The 21543-nt window shown below is 49.9% G+C and carries 20 protein-coding genes and 2 tRNA genes; 7 read left to right on the forward strand and 15 right to left on the reverse strand.

The window, feature by feature from the left end; all coding sequences use genetic code 11:
- Window positions 1-28: 28 nt before the first annotated feature.
- Both P8J86_03400 and purU read right to left on the reverse strand, forming a co-directional pair.
- Window positions 29-865, reverse strand: coding sequence for a VOC family protein (locus P8J86_03400; GenBank protein ID MDG2053733.1), 837 nt, complete (start codon window positions 863-865; stop codon window positions 29-31).
- A gap of 132 nt (window positions 866-997) precedes the next feature.
- The gene (purU, locus tag P8J86_03405) at window positions 998-1867 is read right to left on the reverse strand and encodes a formyltetrahydrofolate deformylase (GenBank protein MDG2053734.1); all 870 of its coding nucleotides are present in this window, start codon (window positions 1865-1867) and stop codon (window positions 998-1000) included.
- Window positions 1868-1986: 119 nt separating this feature from the next.
- Between purU and P8J86_03410 the strand changes: the two genes are divergently transcribed.
- Window positions 1987-2271 carry a nitrile hydratase subunit alpha gene (locus P8J86_03410; GenBank protein ID MDG2053735.1) on the forward strand — a complete coding sequence of 95 codons (285 nt, stop codon included), beginning with the start codon at window positions 1987-1989 and terminating at the stop codon, window positions 2269-2271.
- A gap of 9 nt (window positions 2272-2280) precedes the next feature.
- On the opposite strand, the gene P8J86_03415 is transcribed toward P8J86_03410, so the two are convergent.
- The 3 genes from P8J86_03415 to P8J86_03425 are packed head-to-tail and all read right to left on the reverse strand — an operon-like array spanning window position 2281 to window position 5662.
- Window positions 2281-3036 carry a succinate dehydrogenase/fumarate reductase iron-sulfur subunit gene (locus P8J86_03415; GenBank protein MDG2053736.1) on the reverse strand — a complete coding sequence of 252 codons (756 nt, stop codon included), beginning with the start codon at window positions 3034-3036 and terminating at the stop codon, window positions 2281-2283.
- Window positions 3036-4844, reverse strand: coding sequence for a fumarate reductase/succinate dehydrogenase flavoprotein subunit (locus P8J86_03420; GenBank protein MDG2053737.1), 1809 nt, complete (start codon window positions 4842-4844; stop codon window positions 3036-3038). Before P8J86_03420 ends, P8J86_03415 begins: the two co-directional genes overlap by 1 nt.
- On the reverse strand, window positions 4844-5662 hold the full coding sequence (locus P8J86_03425) for a hypothetical protein (protein ID MDG2053738.1): 819 nt from the start codon (window positions 5660-5662) through the stop codon (window positions 4844-4846). The genes P8J86_03420 and P8J86_03425 overlap by 1 nt, the downstream gene beginning before the upstream one ends.
- 397 nt (window positions 5663-6059) lie before the next feature.
- Here P8J86_03425 and P8J86_03430 point away from each other — a divergent pair.
- A tRNA-Arg gene (locus tag P8J86_03430) sits at window positions 6060-6133 on the forward strand.
- Between the two features lie 66 nt (window positions 6134-6199).
- On the opposite strand, the gene P8J86_03435 is transcribed toward P8J86_03430, so the two are convergent.
- A complete protein-coding gene (locus P8J86_03435; protein ID MDG2053739.1) occupies window positions 6200-7153 on the reverse strand; it encodes a hypothetical protein in 954 nt (317 codons plus the stop codon).
- An 18-nt stretch (window positions 7154-7171) separates the two neighbouring features.
- On the reverse strand, window positions 7172-7549 hold the full coding sequence (locus P8J86_03440) for a cupin domain-containing protein (GenBank protein ID MDG2053740.1): 378 nt from the start codon (window positions 7547-7549) through the stop codon (window positions 7172-7174).
- Window positions 7550-7690: 141 nt separating this feature from the next.
- Between P8J86_03440 and P8J86_03445 the strand changes: the two genes are divergently transcribed.
- Window positions 7691-9091 (forward strand): HNH endonuclease, encoded by a 1401-nt coding sequence (locus P8J86_03445; GenBank protein MDG2053741.1) that lies wholly within the window; start codon window positions 7691-7693, stop codon window positions 9089-9091.
- A gap of 51 nt (window positions 9092-9142) precedes the next feature.
- Here P8J86_03445 and P8J86_03450 read toward each other — a convergent pair whose 3' ends face one another.
- Window positions 9143-10105: a hypothetical protein gene (locus P8J86_03450; protein MDG2053742.1), complete on the reverse strand. Its 963-nt coding sequence runs from the start codon at window positions 10103-10105 to the stop codon at window positions 9143-9145.
- Window positions 10106-10197: 92 nt separating this feature from the next.
- Window positions 10198-11037, reverse strand: coding sequence for a hypothetical protein (locus tag P8J86_03455; GenBank protein ID MDG2053743.1), 840 nt, complete (start codon window positions 11035-11037; stop codon window positions 10198-10200).
- 143 nt (window positions 11038-11180) lie between these two features.
- On the opposite strand from P8J86_03455, the gene P8J86_03460 reads away from it, so the two are divergent.
- Window positions 11181-11253, forward strand: a tRNA-Ile gene (locus P8J86_03460).
- Between the two features lie 63 nt (window positions 11254-11316).
- Here the strand turns inward: P8J86_03460 and P8J86_03465 are convergent.
- Genes P8J86_03465 through P8J86_03475 form a run of 3 tightly spaced genes read right to left on the reverse strand, consistent with a single transcriptional unit; the run spans window position 11317 to window position 13352 of the window.
- A complete protein-coding gene (locus P8J86_03465) occupies window positions 11317-12162 on the reverse strand; it encodes a hypothetical protein (protein ID MDG2053744.1) in 846 nt (281 codons plus the stop codon).
- A 3-nt stretch (window positions 12163-12165) separates the two neighbouring features.
- The gene (locus tag P8J86_03470) at window positions 12166-12750 is read right to left on the reverse strand and encodes a hypothetical protein (protein ID MDG2053745.1); all 585 of its coding nucleotides are present in this window, start codon (window positions 12748-12750) and stop codon (window positions 12166-12168) included.
- Window positions 12751-12755: 5 nt separating this feature from the next.
- Window positions 12756-13352 carry a hypothetical protein gene (locus P8J86_03475; protein ID MDG2053746.1) on the reverse strand — a complete coding sequence of 199 codons (597 nt, stop codon included), beginning with the start codon at window positions 13350-13352 and terminating at the stop codon, window positions 12756-12758.
- A gap of 179 nt (window positions 13353-13531) precedes the next feature.
- Between P8J86_03475 and pheT the strand changes: the two genes are divergently transcribed.
- From pheT to P8J86_03490, 3 genes are all read left to right on the forward strand, one after another.
- Window positions 13532-15580 carry a phenylalanine--tRNA ligase subunit beta gene (gene pheT, locus P8J86_03480; protein ID MDG2053747.1) on the forward strand — a complete coding sequence of 683 codons (2049 nt, stop codon included), beginning with the start codon at window positions 13532-13534 and terminating at the stop codon, window positions 15578-15580.
- Window positions 15581-15594: 14 nt separating this feature from the next.
- The gene (locus P8J86_03485; GenBank protein MDG2053748.1) at window positions 15595-16209 is read left to right on the forward strand and encodes a cyclodeaminase/cyclohydrolase family protein; all 615 of its coding nucleotides are present in this window, start codon (window positions 15595-15597) and stop codon (window positions 16207-16209) included.
- 279 nt (window positions 16210-16488) lie between these two features.
- Window positions 16489-17895, forward strand: coding sequence for a radical SAM protein (locus P8J86_03490; protein MDG2053749.1), 1407 nt, complete (start codon window positions 16489-16491; stop codon window positions 17893-17895).
- Here the strand turns inward: P8J86_03490 and P8J86_03495 are convergent.
- From P8J86_03495 to P8J86_03505, 3 genes are read right to left on the reverse strand one after another with little or no spacing between them, the layout of a single operon-like run.
- On the reverse strand, window positions 17892-18746 hold the full coding sequence (locus P8J86_03495) for a hypothetical protein (GenBank protein MDG2053750.1): 855 nt from the start codon (window positions 18744-18746) through the stop codon (window positions 17892-17894). The genes P8J86_03490 and P8J86_03495 overlap by 4 nt on opposite strands.
- A gap of 33 nt (window positions 18747-18779) precedes the next feature.
- The gene (ilvE, locus tag P8J86_03500; protein MDG2053751.1) at window positions 18780-19739 is read right to left on the reverse strand and encodes a branched-chain-amino-acid transaminase; all 960 of its coding nucleotides are present in this window, start codon (window positions 19737-19739) and stop codon (window positions 18780-18782) included.
- Entirely contained in the window at window positions 19720-21531 is a 1812-nt protein-coding gene (locus P8J86_03505; GenBank protein ID MDG2053752.1) for a TIGR01777 family oxidoreductase, read from the reverse strand. Before P8J86_03505 ends, ilvE begins: the two co-directional genes overlap by 20 nt.
- Window positions 21532-21543: the final 12 nt, after the last annotated feature.

Below are 21543 nucleotides of genomic sequence, written 5' to 3' on the forward strand. Positions count from 1 at the left end.
TAAAACCTCCGTCAAGAATTCTGCTCGCTCATTCAAACCGGAGAAACTCACCGAGCTGATGCGCCGCAAGACCAGCTCTGGCCCCGCGAATGGTGATTTCGAGTGGGCCTTCACCATTTTTGAGCAACTGCCGACCAAGCCGAGTCTGTCGCCCCTTAGGTTGAGTAAGCACCAGTGAGCACTCACCCAGTGAGAATTCTACACAGCCTGCATCTTGGAAGACCTCTACATCTCGCCCTCTCTGCTCAAGCAATACTTCATATTGCTTGCGACTTTTCTTCAGATTGGCAACCAGTACAACCAAACGCGAGATTGACTGTGCGCCGTTTTTATGTTCATCCACACTTACCGCCGGAACACGCAAGCAGCGATCAGTTTCATCAATGCATAAAAACGGTAATTCGCTTGCCGTCGGCATGCCGCATTGCCAACGAATGACGTTTCCATCCTTTTGTTTGCGTGTCCCCTTTGCTGGACCCAGATATTTAATATCAGCAGCACGCAAACGTGTCAGAATCGTGATAATTGATTGACCAGACACTGCAAAATCAACCAACCCTGGTTCTTTGAGACCAAGTTTTATGAAATGCTGCTCAAATGGATTCCACTCTTTGATTGCACGTTTCAGCAAACCCAACTTCTGCATGAGTTTCAGCCGCATTCTCCGCGACCTTGAGAGAATCTGAATTAACTCGATATAGGTGCCGTCATGCAAAACAATCAGTGCATTTCGAGAACCAATACGATGTTGCCCACCAGCACGGACCCTGAAACCAGCTGCTTGCCATTTCACAGCAGCTGCCTTCAGATTTGAAACAAGAACCACCAGATGGTCCATGGTCACTGGTTGAGCTTCGGTTGGCATAACGCTATCCCCATCAGTCCTAGACTGACATCGAATTACATCATCGGTTGCTAATGCCGCTAAGAGAAGCGCCAAACCTCAGAATCTGCATGATCCAAACCTGTTAACCAGCTCAACCTGATCTTATCCAGCTTATCCAAGCACCAAGGCCCGATTCCGGTACACCAAAATTCGGTCGTCTAGGTGGTATCGCAGTGCCTGTGCCAGCGCCGCACGCTCTACATCGCGACCCTTCCTGGTGAGATCTTCAACCGAATCGCGGTGAGAACACTGAACAACATCTTGTGCAATGATTGGCCCCGCGTCTAACTCACTGGTCGCGTAATGAGCCGTTGCTCCAATTAACTTTACACCACGATCGTGCGCTTGGTGGTATGGACGCCCCCCACTAAACGCTGGCAAGAACGAGTGATGAATGTTTATAACTCGGTGAAGATAACGATCAATCAATGCCGGCGAGAGTACCTGCATATAACGCGCTAATACAACCACATCTATCTGGTGCTGTTCTAGTAGCGTAAGCAGTTCTTTCTCTTGCTTAGGTTTATTGTTTTCTTGAATTGGCAAATGAAAGAATGGAATCCCAAACTGCTCCGCAACTTGATGCAAGTCTGAGTGATTACTTGCAACAAATGCAATATCACCATTTAGTTCACCTGCACGATGCCGAAGCATCAAGTCAAAAAGGCAGTGATCATATTTGGACACGAGAATCGCCATCCGCTTAACGTCACTTGAAAGAGAGAGCTTCCAAGTCATATCAAAAGTGACCGCAAGCTCTTTAATGGCCGACTCAAGTTTCTTTTTATGGTCGCTCAGTCCGGGCATCTCAAAGAAAATGCGCTGGAAGAACTGACCAGAATCTGTATCACTATGCTGATCAGCATCAAGGATATTGCCATCATGACCCTGCAGGAATACTGCTAAAGCGGCCACAATCCCACGTTGATCTGGGCAAGAGACCAGAAGCGAAGCTGTGTTTTCGGATTTATTTGGTGCCATACTGTTTAGAAGTGTAGGTCACCTTGCTACGCTGGTGAAGGGCTCATCGAGCCACCATTGCTCGCAGTCTCTTCCACAGTGACTTACACTCTCCTTGAGAGCTGTACTGGAGGCACATCATGGACAACTATTCGCTGGCCCAGTCATTTGCCCACCTTTTTTCGCATGTCTGGAAGAACCCGTCTCTTAAGAATCGCCTTGAGGAAAATCCTCGAGAAACATTGCTTGAGTACGGTATTACGGTGCCAAAAGACGTTGAGGTCGAGATCGTAGAAAACACTGCAAAGAAGCTCTATGTCGTTTTGCCCGCACCTGGCGAGCAACCGATACGAGCATCTCGGCGTCAGCCAATCCCTGAAGAAGATGATTCCCACGGACAGCCGTCGGTTCACCTGCTTGAGTAGGCGAGCCTGTTAGCTCTTCTTCTTCGGCTTAAACATCTTAAAGAGCTTTTTGATTGGGTCGTAGTATTCATCCACCACTCTTTCTTTGAGTGGAATGATTGCGTTGTCGGTAATCGTGATGTGCTCCGGACATACCTTTGTACAACACTTCGTGATGTTGCAGTAACCAACCCCTTGCGTCTCCTTGAGATCTTCTAGGCGGTTTTCAACATCAAGTGGATGCATTTCTAATGCTGCCGTATAGATCAGGAATCGCGGACCAATAAACTCATCATGCTTATGGTGATCTCGAAGGACGTGACAGACATCCTGACAAAGAAAACACTCTATGCACTTTCGGAATTCCTGAGGTCGCTCGACATCGATTTGGTCCATACGCCAAGTTCCATCTGCATGGTCTGGCTTGCGTGGCTTGAAAGGCTTGATCTTCTTTTTGACCCGGTAATTCCAAGAGACATCGGTCACTAAATCGCGTATGAGTGGGAACGCTTGCATCGGCTCAATGACGACGTCTTTATCGAGGTCCAAATCACCAACACGCGTCATGCACATTAGTTTCGGTTTACCATTCACTTCTGCAGAGCACGAACCACATTTACCTGCCTTGCAATTCCAGCGGCAAGCAAGATCCGGTGCCTGCTCGGCTTGAATGTCATGCACCACATCCAACACCACCATGCCGTCTTCAACATCGACTTGATAATCGACAAAGGCACCTTTGCTGTTGTCTCCTCGCCAGATCTTGAATGTTGCCTTGGTGGCCATTAGCCCATCTCCTTGACCAGTTGTCCAAGTTCATCTGTCTTGCCAACAACGGCTCTTTGCTCAACTGACATACTGCCGTCACCACTTCGAGAGATAATCGTGTTGACGTTGCCTAGTTGCTCATCTTTATCTGGATGATCGAGCCTTGAATGGGCCCCGCGACTTTCTCTTCGACCATGTGCTGATCGTGCGACCATTTCTGAGACCGTTAGCAGATTTTCTAAATCAAGAGCCGTATGCCAGCCGGGGTTGTATTCACGGTTTCCAGGTGCTGCGACTGTTTCCGCTTGTTTGGTCAGTTGAGCAATCTTTTCAACCGCCTCAGTCATCTCTTGATCCTGGCGTGCAATACCAACGAGATCCTGCATGACATCCTGAAGAGCATGTTGTATTGCATAAGGGTTTTCCCCAGACTGCCGCTCAATAGGCGCTAATGCATGCTTCTCAATATCGGCGCCCTGCTCTTCTCCAACGGTCACTGGCGTTTGAGTTTTTGCAAAATCAGCTGCATGCTGACCGGCAATCTGTCCAAACACCAATAAATCTGAAAGCGAATTGCCTCCCAGACGATTGGCGCCATGCAATCCACCGCCACACTCGCCGCAAGCAAAGAGTCCCGGTACCCGTGACATCTGTGTATCGGCTTCAACTTTAATACCACCCATGACATAGTGCGTCGTTGGCCCAACTTCCATGGGCTCTTTGGTGATATCAACGCCAGCAAGCTCTTTGAACTGATGGTACATGCTGGGCAGTTTCTTTTTGATGTGCTGCTCAGCATTTTTGATGTTCTCTTTGATCCAGGCAATATCAAGGAACGCGCCACCGTGAGGACTACCACGGCCTTCTTTGACTTCCTTGACGATCTTGCGAGCCACATGGTCGCGAGTCAAAAGTTCGGGTGGGCGATGAGCCTCTCTATCACCAATGACAAACCGCCACCCCTCTTCAGCCGTACTTGCTGTTTGTTTGACATAGAGATCAGGAATGTCATCAAACATGAAGCGATGACCTTCACTGTTCTTGAGTACGCCGCCTTCACCACGCACTCCCTCGGTCACAAGAATGCCACGTACGCTTGGCGGCCAGACCATGCCCGTGGGATGAAACTGCACAAACTCCATATCAACAAGTTCAGCGCCTGCTCGATATGCCAAAGCGTGTCCATCACCTGTGTATTCCCAACTGTTACTTGTCACACGATAGGCTCGGCCAATACCGCCTGTTGCCAGTATGACTGCGTTGGCTTTCACCAGATGGAAGCGGCCTCGCTCACGATCGTAAGCAAAAGCACCCGCAATGCGATCACCGTCTTTGAGCAAATCGATCACGGTGGTCTCCATCAAGAAATCAATGCCCTGATGAATGCCGTGGTCTTGGAGTGTGCGAATCATTTCGAGCCCGGTTCGATCTCCAACATGAGCCAGGCGTGGATAGCGATGGCCACCAAAGTTTCGCTGAAGAATGCGACCGTCTTTGGTGCGATCAAACAAGGCGCCCCAAGACTCCAGTTCACGCACACAGTTTGGTGCGTTCTGAGCATGCAGTTGGGCCATTCTCCAGTTATTGAGGTACTGCCCACCGCGCATCGTGTCGGTGAAGTGAACTTTCCAGTTATCTCGCTCATCAACATGGCCCATCGAAGCGGCCATGCCACCTTCAGCCATCACGGTGTGTGCCTTACCGAGTAGTGATTTACTCAGTACCGTCACACGACAGCCACTACCAGATGCTTCGATCGCTGCTCGGAGTCCAGCGCCACCCGCACCGATGACTAGAACGTCACATTCATGTGTCTTCCAGCCCACTAGAGAATCCTCCAGTCAGTCCAGTAGCCGCTTGCGCACATTCGGACATAAAAATCCGTAAAGCCAACCCAGAACAAACTCATCCATGCCCAGAGCATGTGTTTACGATTGAGACAACTCACGCAATCCCACGCCTTACGACGAATTGGCTTGCGAGACAGACGATCAAGGCACCCACCAACGATATGACGCAGTGAGTGGCAACCCAAGGTGTAGCCACCTAAAAAGATCACATTGGCGGTCAGGATCAACGAGCCAAGGCCAATACCAAATTGATTACCACCCGTTTCTGGATTGGTAAACATAAACGCCCATACCGCGTCATAGGCCAGCACCAAAATGAACAGCAGTGCAAAGAACAGAAAGTACCTATGAATATTCTGCAGGATCAGCGGCATCGAGTGTTCACCGCGATAGCACTTGCGCGGCTCACCAACACCACAGTTCAGTGGATCAGCCCAGAAGGATTTGTAATAGGCACCGCGGTAGTAGTAACACGTTAGTCGGAATCCACCTGGTGCCCAGAGAATGAAAAACGCTGGTGACCATGGCAACCACTCGGGATACCAACCCGGCTTGGGTCCAAACCAGGCATGACCCGAGTCGCCGTAAATTTCCGGACTGTAGAAGGGGCTCAGATAGTGAGCGCCTCCACCACCATAGAAGTAGTTAATTCCCTGGAAGGCCGCCCAAGTCGAGTAAACAACAAATGCGCCCAGTCCAAGAAAAACCACCAGTGGTTGCAACCACCACCAATCGGGGCGACTGGTTTGGCCGAAGCGGCGCTGTTGAGGTAGAGACAAGTCCTGGCGGGACATAAGAGGCTTTCTATGACTAAATGGGTCCTCCCAGGATAGCGAACGGCGGGAATCGTGGCTATACAAGTTTTGATCATCAGCAACGTCCAGTCAGTCTTATTTTTCGAGTTTGCCCTGTGACGCGCATCTTGGGCCTGTTCTGGAACACCCAAGCACAATGAGACCCATTCTCAACAGCCAATTACGGCGATACCTCGTGATCTTGGGCCATGGCACTTTCCAATCTACGCCAAGGCTGCACACCCCTATTTCACCGCCCATCACCACCAGTGATGCTGAGGGCTAGACTCAAGAAGCTGTGCAACCGTTGTATGAGGCACTGAACCAATAGAGCGAAACAGCATGATCGACTGATCGGTAGAATGCTGACCATTGTGGTGCGGCCATCGCACCCACAGCCCCGGTAGCTCAGCTGGATAGAGCAGCGGTCTTCTAAACCGCAGGTCGCACGTTCGAGTCGTGCTCGGGGCGCTTTCCAGTGGCCAATCAGAGACGGTTTAACATCAATGCTAGGCGCTACTGCTTAGAAAGCCATTCTTACTTTCGCCATTGGCGGTGGCAGTTGATGCACGACTGTTCAACACGGAGCAGGTGTTGATTGAGATCCATGATCTTTCGATTCTTGTCATTCAGCGCCGTTTCTAAAGTCGAAGCACTTTGCAACGCCTCACGTACTTGGTTCATGAACGACTCTTCTTTTTGAAAAGACGCGTCTTGATCGAACTGCATTGCACGAAATGTTTCTGCAATCATGCCCGCATCAGCGGCAGGCGCGAGGTCGGGATGTGTGTCAGGAACCTCCCAGTTCGATTCCTGAATAAGCAAGAGCCGATCAAGGGCTTCATCAATCTGAACCATCTGAGCGGTCATCCCTTCTGGCCGGACGACTGAAGGAAGGTCTCTGCTTTGGGCCATCAAGGCACTCTGATCAAGTGCCTGTTGCTGCTCAACTGCATCCCACAAACCTGTGTACTGCCGTGACGTCTCAGACACCTGCATTCTTTGTTGCATTGCATCTGCTTCTGATAAGTTCAGTGCAATCAACGCCAGTGCTGCTGCGGCTGCTGAACGATGTCGACCGTGATGACAGTGAATGTAGACATTGCCTCGCTCTCTGTTGATCGCCACTGCGGCTGCAAGATCTGCAATCTGCGCCTGACTTGGCGCGTGATACTTCAGTGGTATGTGAATAGTCTCAATACCAAGTTTGCGTGCTTGTTCGACATCTGGTGCCACACCGTCAACACAGACAATCGTGGTAACCTCTAATTGTGCCAAGGAACGCATTCCTGCGACTCCTTGAGGCCGGGCGCCTGACAGAACACCATCTTGAAAAGCCACAATCTGTTCAAGCCCTGGCAAGCAAACTGGGCTTGTCGATTCTGTCGAAACCACCACGGTGCTATTGCCTTGAACCAAAGCGGAGTGCTCCCTGGCGTGACAACCAGCGATCAAAGACCCCAAGACAAGAAGTGTGCAAAATCGAATCACAGTGGTTCTATTCTATTTTTACGGCTCTTGATTCTCACCGATCCAAGTTCCCGTCGTACTTCGTTCGGTCTTCTCACCGTCACCGGTATTGACGACACCGGCTGGCTCAAACAAAAGCACAGAGCACTCCTGTTCGGCGACTGGTCGATGCTCAACACCGCGCGGCACCACGATCATTTGCCCTTCGTTGAGTTCGACGCTGCGATCACGGAACTCCATCGTAAAAGACCCGCTCAACACCAAGAACATTTCATCTTCATCTGCGTGCTGATGCCACTGAAAGGCGCCAATGAACTTGGCTAGCTTCACTTCTTGCCCATTGAGCTGGGCCACAATCCGCGGTGACCAGTGATCACTGAACAAGGCTAATTTTTCTTGGAGATCAATCTTGTCCATACTCAAACTCACGGAAGGTGAAAAAATGCGGTTTTCAGGCTAACCTCGCGATCGACGGTTATGCTGCTGACTAACAGGCACTTATTATGCCTGTTAGATGAGGCATGGCAACTTACTGTACCAAGAGTAAGGAATAGTCTGATGAAACAGAAGAAACCTGGAGTACTCAAAAACCTAAAACAAACATTTAATAGTCTCGTTGACCTCAAGAGTGATCCGGGAATCAATGCAGGGGCATCAACTATTGAATCTTTTATTCGACAGCAACAACATTCCTTTGACTGGAATGCCGCATGCAAACAGTTAGGGGCCCGCAAGGCAGAACACACCGTACTTGCACATATTGTCTACGAGCGTGCAGTCGATCGAGTTTGGAAAGATGGCGTATTAGCCTCAAATGAAAGAGACTACCTATCATGGCTAGAGTCGCGCATACCAATACCTGCCGAAGATTGTCGATTGATTAGGGAAGAAAAACTAACAAGTTTATTTACATTTGTACTGCGTAAAACACTTGAAGATGGTCAAGTCAGCCTCAAAGAAAGAAACCTTTTAGCTGGCATTTCTTCCGCTATGAATCAAGATCTTGGCGCACTGGTCAAAAAACATCTACAAACAAATGGAGCTGATGTTTTTGAGCACCCACTTGACAAACTAATTCAACAATCATCAAATCGCATTGTTGACTTAGAACAAAGTTGGCGAGAAATAGAGAACACCGCAATCTCGCTCGGAATTGATTCTGCTTCTCTTAGGTCTATTGCAGAGCCTTATGGCGAAAAGTTACTAGAACACATCATTATTGATGCGAAAGCCGACGATAAACTTTCGATGCATGAAGAAGATTGCATCAATTGGGTTCTTGATACATTTTCACTTAGCTCCACCATGCGCGGTTATGCGACTACAGCTATCGATGAGCTAACGACTATATCTCAGATAGTAGATGGAATACTGCCCTCAATACCGCGGGAAGATATAACTGAAGATGAGGATATTGAATTCAATCCTTCGGAAGTCGTTCATGCCCACTTTGAGTGCACGATGCATCACCATAGAAAGCTTAAGTCCGGACCTCGAACCAATGAATACAACGGCTCAGCGTTTGTCACCGACAGGCGTTTGATCTTTTACTCTTGGGAGGACGACATCCAAAAAGTTATTTCGTTGAGAAGCGTTCTGCGATTCTCTAAGCACCAAAATGGTTTCACATTTGGAGAGAATCATGGCTCTAGAAGGTTCTATATTCACGAGCAAATCGAGATATTAAAGCAAGTAGTTCAAATGGCCATCCATCTAGCTAAAGGCCGAGTACCTCAGGCTATTCAAGATGATCTAGTAACGAGACCCACACGCCACATCTCCAATGATGTAAGGCAACGTATATGGACAGACTATGGTGGAAAGTGTGCCGATTGCTCCTCTACACACTACCTGGAATTTGATCACATCATTCCTTTTTCCAAAGGGGGCAGCAGTGAATTGCAGAATATTCAGTTGTTATGCAGAGGATGCAACCTAAAAAAATCTAACAACATCTAATACTTACACTGATATTCTTACCGCCTGCTCTCGGAAAAATTTTCTTGGAGATCAATCTTGTCCATACTCAAACTCACGGAAGGTGATGACCTCTTCCTGCCCAATCTGATTTGAAACATCACTTTTGTCTGTGATCTGTGTCAGTGCTGTTCGCTTGACCCAGTTACCTGCTTCATCCAGTTCGTAGGTATAGGCCGTGTGCGTCGCTTTCTCACCTTCATCTCGATGATACGTCTGAGGTCGCCCCAGCTGATCGTAGGTCCACGTTTCCGAACGGAGCAATTTGTCTGAACCGTCAAGCACCTTAAGCATCAGCATACGTCCATCATCGTCGTACATTGCTTGTGAACGGCCCGTCACTTCTTGCGCCGCGTCATACCAAATTGATGCCAGAGCTTGGCCATCTTGATTCATTCGCTCGACTTTAATCAACACCGGTTCATCTGCATCACTTACAAAAGACATGACCCGCCAGCCACCGTCTTCCTCTGGCATCATTCGTTTTGCGATCGCAACCTCTTCATCACGATTACGCATCAACACCATTTCTGTATCACCGCTTGAGCTGTATTGTGTGCGACGTGTCTGGCGCTGCCCTTCAATATTCGTATAGACCTGACGGACAAGTCGGCCTTCTTTGTCATATTGAAATTCGGCTCTTTGTGGAGGCGTGTCTTCCTGCTCAAAAGACAGGTATTCAATCATTCGTCCTTCATCGTCATAGCCATAGACGTACGAATCATTAACTTTGTTAAAGGTATACGTGGTCACCATTGCAAGCCGCCCCTGATCATCGAAGCGCAAGATGCGCTCCACATGTGGCCTTGCGAATCGAGCAGGCAACGGCAGCGATGAACTGGAGATCGCAACACTCTCACGCATCGTTAAGACTGGGCCCAAAATGTGCAACGCCTCTCTTGTTTGAGCCGTTGGTGACAAATCGAATACAGGAGACACCTGCGCCAAAAGCGGTGCGATGCTGAGGGTCATAATGGCGGCTGTGAGTTGAATCATATTTTGTTCAATCCAAAGTCAATGGTGGCGGTTGGCTAACGCGACAAATCACGAATGCTTGCATCAAACTAAAAAACATGCTGAACAGGTTATCAAAGCACTTCGTCCGTTTTTTCTCTGGCAACCGCTGCTTCAAAGGCCACCTGACAGTGGCGTGTGGGGCCGCGAATCAGACTGATACAACCCAGGAGCCAAATTGCAGCCCACCCCAAACCCAGCAAGAGAGGCGCCCATGTACGGACCTCTCCCTTGACTTTGTATTTGGTAATGCGACCGGGCCAGTCCGCTGTCTGTTCTTTGCCGGCAAGATCCAGATCGATCTGCTTAATAAGTAACTTTATTTCAACAGTGACACCCTTGGTTTTTAGATCGACCCCATGCCCTGACATCCACTTCGAAAGCAAAGCATCAGTTATCTGACCAGTGTGCTTGGTTATTTTTCCATCTGCAGCAAAGGTCTCGTACATCTTATTGTCAGGTCGAATATCCAGGTGCTGTGAAATGCCCTGCTTATTGACCAGCGTCAGACGTACTTTCATTTCACCGTCGTCACGTGAGACAACTGGGTTCAATGTAATTGACTCAAAGGCGCCAGAGTTCGGTACGAACTGCGTTGCAGTCACTTCTAGCTCATCGATGATCCGAACCAAAATTTCCGAGGCCACCGCTGCTGGTAAAGGAAGCAAGCAGGTCCACAACACCACTTTCGACCAAATCGGAAATGGCTTAGGAGATCTCTTATGGATAACAAAATGACGCTCAAGCGTCTTGCCGCATAAAGGGCACTTTTCTGCGAGGTGATCGGGGATGGGACCATTGCAGTGTCGGCACCAATGCCCAGTCGTCCCATCACGTACGATCACTGTGATCATGACCACAATGAGGCCGATCAAGAATAGACCAAGGCAGATGGCAAATATGGTGGGTACCACGCGCGGTTGGCTCGATAAAGACAGCTTTAGGAGTCGGGAATACGACAGGAACACCGGACAATCGGCAGTGTACGTCAGATTCTGCTCCCGCTCCCGCCGGGGCCGCTCGGTACGCACGCAGTCGCTGCTAGAATACTGACACCGGGCTGGTAGCTCAGCGGTTAGAGCTAACGACTCATAATCGTTCGGTCCTCGGTTCGAATCCGAGCCAGCCCATTGCTAGATGTCCAGAAATGCAGCCAAATAGACCTTTTTACGATGCGGCGCGAAAAGCGCTCGCTAGTCGTGCTGAATCTCTAGGTCGTCCTCAGAGATTGACTTGGTGAAGGTCAAAATTGCATCCCCGCCATAGATGCCTTCTTCCATCGCATAGATATTGTCGCTACCCGGCCCGTTCATGCCTGAATAGCCAACACTGGGCGGCGAGAAACTGGAGATGTGTTGAATTGAGCCATCGGCCATCACCACCCAACCAGCCCAAGTGCCATCAGCGCCATACGTATAACTGTCTGGATTAGGCCGACCATCAAGTGGGCCTCGTGTGCCAAACAATGGAAAACGCTGCGCCCGTTTGTTATTCCATCGCTGATCAAATCGATCACCAATCAAAGGCATGTGGGCGTAGGACGTATTTGACTCCCGCGAAAGATCTGCCTTGAAAGCAGTGCTCCAAGGTACGTTTGAGTCACCTCGTTGAGGATTACTGTATTCAGCCATACCGTTATAAAGCTCGACATTTCCGTAGTCATTTGGTGATATGAGATGCTCAGCTGCAATCCATCGCTGGTGTATCAACATTGCGTACAGATTTGCAGTTGTGTTGAGTGACCAATCTCGACTACGAGCAACTTTACTGGGAATCAGATAGTCGCCATCATTACCCAGCGCGGCCATGGTCATACCTTTATGAATCGTGTTGAGATTCATTTGGTCTTGGAATGAGTTGATGGTCCCCTCGCGCGTGTTCCCTTCACCAGTCACACGCTTGTTGATTGAAGAAGCAAGAATCACAAAGAGACCAATGATGCAGGCCATCGTTATTAAGAGGCCCAGCATCGTAAAGCCGTGGCGAACCGCTGAAGTCATCTGCCCCGCTGCTTTTTTATTAACCATGCGCTCTAACACAATCTATGGCTCCGTTTTTGTGGCTCCCTCAGCACCCTGCCGAGCAATCTCTTCCATGTGCTCATCAAGGCTGGGCTTTGGCAATCGATCAACATAACTATCAAAGCGCTTCCGAGAGACTTGGTCAAGAACAACATACACAGGCCTTACATAGGGGCTGTCACCCGTGATTGTCCAAGATGCCGTCTGTTTGGGGCTCTCCAAATCGATGGTGTAGACATATTCATCGCTGTCCGGCATGGATGCAGGCTTCACCTCTAACCAACCAACGCTCTGAATTGTGTCCAACACTTTTCCGATTTCATCATCAGAGAGGTCTCCCGTCCAAGTAACCTGACCGAGGACCATGTCACGACCACCAGAGAAGCTCAGGACGCCCTCTTCTTGTAGTACGTACTGAGCTCGTTCACCATCGGGCCCACGCACTGTCAATTCAAGATTAAGGCCACCTGTTCGCGTTCCACTTGTAGCACCCGACCCTGAACCAGATCCTGCGCAACCAAAAAGTAAGCCAAAAGTTAAAAACAATCCAACCACGGCACCGCTAAGACTACGTCGCTTATCGACTACAAACTCTGTCATTCTCATTGTTATTACTCGCGATACTGAGCGTAAGGATCAGGTCCGTGATCGTACCGCTTGGGTATGGTGATCAATTCATCTTCTGCCAAATCAGAGGCCCAAGAAAGTGCCGCAAGATCTCGCACCAGTTGATAGATCGCAGGATTCAATTCATCAACATTTTTGACTGGCTCAATAAACTGCCACGTTCTTCCATCGGCATTGATTTCGACCATATACAACCAACCTTTTTTAGGTGGTGTCTGAAGATGCATATTCACCGGGGGCGCGCCATTGTCTGGGTTGCCCAGTCCCGTGTTCACAAGGTCATTCCAAATCGCCGCCATTTGAACCCTAGAAAGACGACGCACTAATGGAGGCATCCAACGGACCGGGAAGTCATCATGGCCACCGTATCGAAGTGATCCATCAGGAAAGACGATAAATCGCCCACGCTGTAGATGGGCCTTGGGACTGACGGGCGCATCAGGGCCAGGCACCACGGCAATATTCACTGTGAGATCGCCAGGCACCACGGCAAGTGGGTCATTCGAGATGTCCTGACTTGCGGCGCACCCACAGAGCGTGGCTTTCAGGGTCAGGCAAATCAGTATCCCAAGTACTCTCATGGCCTGAGTGTACGGGATTCTCTGAAATCCAGCGGGCCAGAAGATGCTCATCCACATCGTAAAGTGGCCATCATGGCCCCCAATGCAGGCACTCTTAATGTCCCAAAGCCTCTTGGGACCACTCCTGATCGGCATAAAATTTTGTCTGCATGCCCACTGGCGGTTAGGCTGCGCAACCCATGTACGCAACAACCCATTGGCTCAATGACTATCTCGACCCTGCTGCCACCTCCGAGGAGCAGGCTGATCTCATGACACGGGCGGGCTTTCCTCATGAAGGTTCAGAACCAGTGCTTCATGATGATGTACGCCATGATTTTGAAATGACTTCAAATCGAGGCGACGTGAACTGTCATATTGGTATGGCCCGAGAGATTGCGGCCTTGTCTCAACGCCAGCTGGTTTTACCAAAAGTAGATTTTCAAACCAAGGGCGGTCCCGTCGCCAAAGCGATCTCTATTCGCAATGATCAGCCAGAAGGCTGTCCACTGTACACCGCTCGCGTCATCACCGGCGTCAAGGTTGCCCCATCACCCGATTGGCTTGCCAAGCGATTAGAAGCTCGAGGTGATATTCCACGAAACAATATTGTTGATGCCACAAACTTCGTGCTCTTTGAGTTAGGTCAGCCTACGCATGTCTTCGATCTAAAAAAACTGACCGATTCGAAGATCATCATCAGACAAGCCACTCAGAATGAATCGTTCCTACCAATTGGCGAAGGTGCGATGCCTGTCAAGCTAACGACCGACGATCTTGTCATTGCAGATGCGAAGCGCGCTGTTGCGATGGCTGGTGTCAAAGGCGGCGCAGAGACGGCTGTCACCGAAACCACTACTGATATTCTGATCGAAGCTGCAACATTCGATCCCATTGCTGTTCGTAATACCAGCCGACGGCATAACATCGCCAGCGACTCTAGTTATCGCTTTGAACGCGGTGTTCCAGCGGCCACCATTCAGTTCGCAGCTGATCGCCTCACACAACTCATACTTGAAATCGCTGGCGGCACTTTGCTCAAAGGTGTTGTTGCTGAGGGGCTACCAATTACTGATCAGCCAACAGCCACGATGAACTGCGGTCATTGTCGACATGTTATTGGCGTTGAAATTTCTGATCAGGAGATGTGCGAATCGCTCGATCGCTTAGGTTTCTTGCCCCAACTTCAGGATGGCGTGATCTCTGTCACTGCTCCAAGCCACCGACTTGATGTGAACTGTGAAATTGACTTGATTGAAGAAGTGGCCCGTATGCACGGTTTCGACAAGATCCCAGTCACCGACACCATCGCACTGCGACCAGCGCCACCAGTCAGCCGAGAGTCTGGGCGTACTGCGGTGCATAATGCGCTTGTGGGCATGGACTTTCTCGAAATCATTACGCATACCTTGTTACCTCGCGATGCTGGCACACCGTTTTTGAGTGCCGGTGCAACGCTTATGGAAGTCGAGGACGAAAGAGCCAAGGCAGCCTCAGCATTAAGACCATCAATGCTGCCGAGCCTGCTTCGAGTGCGCGCAACGAATCAAGATGCTGGTGTCAGTGAGTTGCGACTCTTTGAGAGTGGCTCTGTATTTTGGCGTGACAGCGAGCAACACCACGAACGTCAGTGCCTGAGCCTGCTCTTTGACATGACTGATCCCAATCAAAGTCCACGTGAGCTGCGTGGCGTCATTGATCACCTTGCTCACACGCTTCTTGGCGCTGCGGGATGCGTAGAGATTCAAGTGCTTGATCAACCGGCTGCTGAAGTCCCCTACTTAAATCCTGCAAGTAAGGTCCTCATTAATGGACAAGAAATGGGGCACCTCGGCCTCCTTAATCAGCAGTTGACCAAAAGCACGTGGGGTATTGATACACCGCTGCTTGCCGCCGAGTTGGAATTACCCCGTCTGTATGACCAGTTTCCACCTGTTGATCAGGTGATACCACTGCCTCATTTTCCTGCCATTGAACGAGATATCTCTGCGATCGTTGCAGAGAACACACCATGGCTGTCAATTCACAATGCGATCACAAGCCTCGGGCTGGCTGATCTGGAAGTCATTGATTTTGTAGAGGTCTTCCGAGGCAAACCCATTGATCAGGGCATGAAGTCGGTCACGATGAGATTGCGTTTCCGCGCCGCCGACCGAACCCTGACGCACAATGAGATAGAACCGCTTGCCCAGCAGGCTACCGAGACACTCCAATCACAGCTAAACGCTGAGATTAGAGCTGGTTCATAACAAGGCCATTTCCTGTGAATGCAGAAACGCAAACGATCGAATCGCTACTTGACTCCATCGCTGAGCGATCTCCAACACCAGGAGGTGGCGCTGTCGCTGGTTATACCAGTGCGTTGGCGGCCAGCTTGGCATCAATGGTGGTCGCTTATTCAAAGCCTGCTGACTCACCACATGCATCTGATTCAGAGCTTGAACGCTCTCATCACCGATTTATCAGAGCGCGGCGCCGAAGCCTGGACTTGGCGGAAGAAGATCAACGGGCCTACAGCCAGCTCAACGAATTGTGGAAAAAGCCAAAAAATGATCCCAGTCGTATCGAAGGGTGGGACAACGCGGTTGCCGCTGCAATTGAAGCCCCCTGCCAATTAATTGATCTTACTCTGGAAATACTGGTCTCACTCGAAGCATTGCTTCCAGAAGCGAATAGGCACATGATGAGTGATCTCGCAATTGCTGCGGCAATGGCAGAGACGGCCATTCGATCGGCCGCATGGAACGTTCGAATCAATTTGCCACTCATGAGTGACCCTAAGCAAGCACAACAACACACAACGTCGCTCCATTCCAGACTGGAGCAAGCAAGCACACGGTTACTTTTGATCGAAAGCGCCTGTCGAGCGACAAGCTGAAGCTTGTTCTTGGTTTCGTCCGATACAGGAACCATGCCTCCGCTGCCAAATCACAAGGTGCCAAAAGCCAATATGGCTCCACGAGCCCATCTGATGATCCACTTTCGATGTTGCCACGCGTACGCGCGAATCTACCGCAATCATGAACAAAGCGCTTATGTTGGACACTGCCCAAGATGCTGCAGCTCTGTCAGGGTCCCGATTGGCCCCGGTGGCTCTACACAGCGTATCTTCGAGACCAAATAGGTGGCTCGCCGTGGGGTGCTATCATGATACGACATGACTCCGGGAACCTTACCCCAAGCTGATCCTTTCGACACCGGCTTCCTCAATGAGGTAGTGGCAGGTCAAGTGCGTCTAACGCCAGAGCAAGGCCTGACGCTGTTTACACAGATGCCATTGGATGAACTAGGCGCTTGGGCAGATGCTCGCTGTCGGCACCTCCATGGCCCAACGCTGCGATCTTATGTCATCGATCGGAATATCAATTACACCAATGTTTGTACAGCAAAATGTACCTTCTGCGCCTTTCGCCGAGACGGAACAGAAGACGACGCATACACACTCGATCAAGAGGCACTCTTTGCGAAAGTCGATGAGCTTGTCGATATCGGTGGCACACAAGTACTTATGCAAGGTGGGATGAACCCAGATCTGTCACTGAGTTGGTACATCGATCTCTTGCAGCAATTCAAAGAACGCTACCCTCAAGTTCATGTGCACGCTTTTAGCCCACCAGAATTTATCGAATTCGTACACTTTTTTGATCCGCCTGGTGCCACACTCAAAGACAAATTAATGCACGTCATGTCACAGCTTCGTGAAGCCGGACTTGACTCTTTGCCTGGTGGTGGCGGTGAGATCTTTGCAGACCCTGTGCGACGTAAAATTGGTTTAGGCAAATGCGATGCCGAAGCTTGGCTCACCACGATGCGCGTGGCCCACGAACTGGGCATGAATACCTCAGCCACAATGATGTTTGGGCATATCGAAGGCCATGCGGATCGGATCCACCACATGGAACTGGTGCGATCCTGGCAAGACGATGCCATCGGTGATCTGGGACTTTCTGGCGGTGGGCGCTATATGGCTTTCATCTCATGGCCATTCCAACGTGAAAATACCCCACTGGGCCGCTGCAAAGAATGGGGTGATGGTGAGAAAGATGATCTCGATACACCATTTCCCGGCGATATCGTTGCTCGACTCGATGGGAATGGGAATAAAAAAGATCATCCCGAGTTTGGCCGTCGCGTACGTACGGCAGGTTCAACCGCGTATTTACGAACCCAGGCGATCAGCCGCCTCTACCTCGACAACATCTATTCGATCGGCTCCAGCTGGGTCACGATGGGCCCACTGGTTGGTCAAATCGCTCTCAACTTTGGCGCCAACGACATGGGCTCAGTCATGATGGAAGAGAACGTTGTCAGTGCTGCGGGCACAACCTACTGCCTCAATGAACCGCTGTTATGCAGGTTGATTCGTGATTCTGGCTTCACGCCAGTGCAACGCAACAATGCCTACCAACTACTCAAAGTGCATGACGGGGAAAGCTCACCAGATCTCTCTGTGAAAGACTGGTCGAAGTTCCGCGCTCAGAGCCTACACAAACAGTCTAAAAGCACAGACATCCCACAAAATGCAGATGTTGATTTGACGATTGAATCTCAGACTGTTTCTTAAGCCTGTATTTGAGGTGCTATATCGGCCAGATCTGGAAACCAACGGTCTCCTGGCGGTATTGCTCTACCGCACTCTGGGCAGCGATCACTTGCCAGTCGATAAACCGAGTAGCCGCAGCTACAACGTGGCTCTTCAATTTCAACACGAATACGAAGTGAGCATTTGGAACACTTGCCGGTTCCTCTTTTGAGTTTGTTGCTCGTATCACAGCGTGGGCAAACAATTTCCACGATGAATCGTTCTGACATCGTGTCGCGATTTGTTTTCTCCCGAGCCCGAACAACAAATGTCAACACAACCGTCACAATCGTCAGGCCAAATCCCGCAATACCAATAATGCCTAACACACGACTCAATACTTCAAACCACTCAGAACTAAAGCGAGAAAGGCCCAACACATAGAGAATGATAAGTATGCAAGCGAAACTTGATGCCAAACTCAAAGTCACCCTTCGTAATGATCTTAACGATCCAGTGGTGACTGGCAGCCAATACATAAGACCGAAGTAGGTTGACCATGCGGCAAGTGTGTTCACGATCCCAACAACCAGGAGATAGTCACCCACTTCACCACGTGAGAACAGTTGCTCCGCAAACCAGATAAAGAACAGCCATAAGAGAGCGGAAAGCCAACAGGCGCCGATACCGAGCCACATCAAGCTCGACAAAATGCCTCGATCGAGCACTAAAACACAGAGAAAAGCCAGGCTAGCGGCAATGAAGATCGTCACACACGAGCCTATGAGTTGTAGGCCCGCACTAGACCAATCACCCGCAAGAATACCCACAATGCCAATCGCCGCGCCAGCAATAGCGGATCCAACAACAATCCATAACGTCACGTTGCGCATCTCAACACCTAATCTTTTAAGAAGTTGACCGAGCTAATCTTCAGGGGCGTTATTTTCTACACGCTTACGAAACTCGGCTTCGAGTGATTTCGTAATAGGGCCAACTTGACCTGCCCCAATTTCTTGATCATCAAGATGTGTTACCCCAATGATCTCACATGCGGTGCCGGTGAGAAAAACCTCATCGGCTTCAAGAATGTGTTGTGGGTACATCATCCGTTCTTCCACCTCAAAACCGATTGCTGGTGCAAGTTCTTCCATGACATACTGTCGCGTAATGCCATGAAGGATTCCCGCTTCAGTGGATGGCGTAAGAATTGCTTTATCTTTTACAATGAAAATATTATCGCCGGTGCCCTCAGAAATATGCCCATCATTATTGAGCATGATTGCCTCTAAAACACCTTGATCGATTGCCTCCACCTTGGCCATGATATTGTTCAAGTAGTTGAGGCTCTTAATAGATGGATCTAAGCAATTGATTGGAAATCGACGACGCTCCGCCATGACAACTCGCAAGCCGGTCTCATACATCTCAGCTGGATAGAGCTGAATACTGTCAGAAATGATGAAGACGGTCGGCTTATCACAAAGAAATGGATTGAGGCCAAGTCCACCAACGCCACGTGTAAAGACCAGTCGGATATAGCCGTTGGCAATTTCGTTCACCACAACCGATTCACGACAGGCTGCTTCAATTTCATCGATCGTATAAGGCGATTTTAGTCGCAGAAGCTCTGCTGAACGAAACATACGCTCCAGGTGTGTGCGCAGTTTAAAAATTCGACCGTTATAAATCCGAATACCCTCGAAGCAGCCATCGCCATACAGCAGTCCATGATCAAAGACAGAAACCACTGCCTTCTCATGGTCTAAAAACTCGCCATCAAGCCAGATCTTCAAGCTTGACTTTGCGTTGTGCCCTTTTGACAAGGTCGCGGCTGGAGATTCTGAGCCAGCATTGTTCATGGTGTTATCGCTGTGAGAGGACATAGTCGTGGATCGCCTTAACAACTCCGTGGTGTGCTCTAGATGGTACCTCAGCATTCGCAAGAACGCGCACCGCATGTATTCCATCAGCCATAGCGACGCTGAAACCTGCCCAATCCATCATGCCTTGGTCGTTGGCATGACCGCCAATTGCCATCACCTCATCTCGGTGTAAACCCAGCCTGCCAGCGATACGTTGGAGTGCAATTCCCTTATCTGCGAGCGGATGAACCATCTGAATCGTTGTGGGATCATCAAGAAACATACCGACCATTCGAGTCTTCCAAAATCGTTCTGAAATAATCTCTGCTAGATGCTGCATTCGCCCTTCAGCTCCGAGCACCGTGAGCCGTGTAATTGGGCTCTTGAAAATCGTCTCAAAAGAACTGACATGTTCTGGCAGCACCGCTAAACGGCCGGGTGAAAGCATTTCGGCATCAATAAGATCGGCGTAACTGCGATTAAGCACATCCACGCATGCAATTACACCACGATCTTCTTTGCGAACATCTTCGAGAATTTGAGCCGCAATGTGGCCATGGAGTGGTTCATGATATTGCGGCTCATCGCGCTTCATGCTCCAGATGACTGCCCCGTTGCAAGCGATGACAACTGATTGCAGTCCAGCTGACTCAAGCACCCAACGTGCTGCTTGTGGTGATCGCGAGGTGGCTGCTACCACCAGACAACCGGCATATTCCGCTTCTCGCAGTGCTGCGATGGTCTCCTTCGACACCGTTCCATCTTCACCAAGTAGACCCACATTGAGCGGTATAGCCAATAACTTAATAGGCCGTGTGGGCATGGTTGAGCTGGTGGGGTACCCCGAACCATCTGGTGAGGAAACAGAAATTCCTACTCTTTTCTCCTCAGGTAGCTTTCGAGCTGCATTAACCACTGCTTCCTTGAGATGAGGAAAAACAAATTGATACCCACTACGCTCCGCACGTGCTGGAAAAACCCGCTGGCTTTCAAAGACATGATTCGCAACCTCACCCATCAGAACACGAAGAACAATTCGTGGCATTGGGAAGAGCGCGGGGCGGTGAAGCGCCTTCGCCAAGCACTGGGTAAAATACTTATTGGTCGCAGGATTTGGCGCGGTTGCATTAATAGCGCCATACAGTGTGCTATCACTGAGCGCCATATCAAAGAGACCGACAAGATCTTTATGATGAATCCATGACATGAACTGCCTACCAAGGCCGAGTGTTCCGCCCAGGCCAAGTTTAAACGGCAGTAGCATTTTTCCAAGCACGCCACCCTTGCGATCAAGAACAGGTCCAATTCTCAAGAGAACAACACGTGTTGCTGCATCTGTGCGGGTTGCCTCACGCTCCCAACTGGAGGTGAGCTCTGGTAGAAAACCTTTTCCAACAGGCGCACGCTCATCAATAATGGCATCGCCCGTTGGTCCGTAATAACCGATCGCAGATGCGCTCACGAGAACACTGGGGCGAGAAGATGCTGATTCAATCGCATCAACAATTGCTGCTGTGGAATCTATACGCGAACGAAAAAGTTCACTCTTGTATTTCTTTGTCCAACGCCCCGTAATGTTGGCACCAGCAAGATGAATAACGGCATCACAACCTGAAACCAACTCTTTCCAGGCACCACTGTTGGTCACAGACCCTTCAATGAGGGTAAGCGCTGAAGCATTATCGACTTGCAGGGCTTTTCGCGCACGACCCTCATTACGCGTCAGCGCCAAGATCTGATCGCCTCGTTCAAGACGATCACGAATCACACGCTGCCCAATGAGCCCAGTTCCACCAGTAATGAATATTCGCATCACGTTGCATCA

Source organism: Phycisphaerales bacterium, assembly GCA_029268515.1.
Lineage (GTDB): Bacteria > Planctomycetota > Phycisphaerae > Phycisphaerales > SM1A02 > JAQWNP01.

Bases quoted from the DNA above. Each gene is read 5' to 3' on its own strand.
- P8J86_03400 (MDG2053733.1), bottom strand. From the start codon at position 865: ATGCCAACCGAAGCTCAACCAGTGACCATGGACCATCTGGTGGTTCTT.
- purU (MDG2053734.1), bottom strand. From the start codon at position 1,867: ATGGCACCAAATAAATCCGAAAACACAGCTTCGCTTCTGGTCTCTTGC.
- P8J86_03410 (MDG2053735.1), top strand. From the start codon at position 1,987: ATGGACAACTATTCGCTGGCCCAGTCATTTGCCCACCTTTTTTCGCAT.
- P8J86_03415 (MDG2053736.1), bottom strand. From the start codon at position 3,036: ATGGCCACCAAGGCAACATTCAAGATCTGGCGAGGAGACAACAGCAAA.
- P8J86_03425 (MDG2053738.1), bottom strand. From the start codon at position 5,662: ATGTCCCGCCAGGACTTGTCTCTACCTCAACAGCGCCGCTTCGGCCAA.
- P8J86_03440 (MDG2053740.1), bottom strand. From the start codon at position 7,549: ATGGACAAGATTGATCTCCAAGAAAAATTAGCCTTGTTCAGTGATCAC.
- P8J86_03445 (MDG2053741.1), top strand. From the start codon at position 7,691: ATGAAACAGAAGAAACCTGGAGTACTCAAAAACCTAAAACAAACATTT.
- P8J86_03450 (MDG2053742.1), bottom strand. From the start codon at position 10,105: ATGATTCAACTCACAGCCGCCATTATGACCCTCAGCATCGCACCGCTT.
- P8J86_03470 (MDG2053745.1), bottom strand. From the start codon at position 12,750: ATGAGAATGACAGAGTTTGTAGTCGATAAGCGACGTAGTCTTAGCGGT.
- P8J86_03475 (MDG2053746.1), bottom strand. From the start codon at position 13,352: ATGAGAGTACTTGGGATACTGATTTGCCTGACCCTGAAAGCCACGCTC.
- pheT (MDG2053747.1), top strand. From the start codon at position 13,532: ATGTACGCAACAACCCATTGGCTCAATGACTATCTCGACCCTGCTGCC.
- P8J86_03490 (MDG2053749.1), top strand. From the start codon at position 16,489: ATGACTCCGGGAACCTTACCCCAAGCTGATCCTTTCGACACCGGCTTC.
- P8J86_03495 (MDG2053750.1), bottom strand. From the start codon at position 18,746: ATGCGCAACGTGACGTTATGGATTGTTGTTGGATCCGCTATTGCTGGC.
- ilvE (MDG2053751.1), bottom strand. From the start codon at position 19,739: ATGTCCTCTCACAGCGATAACACCATGAACAATGCTGGCTCAGAATCT.
- P8J86_03505 (MDG2053752.1), bottom strand. From the start codon at position 21,531: ATGCGAATATTCATTACTGGTGGAACTGGGCTCATTGGGCAGCGTGTG.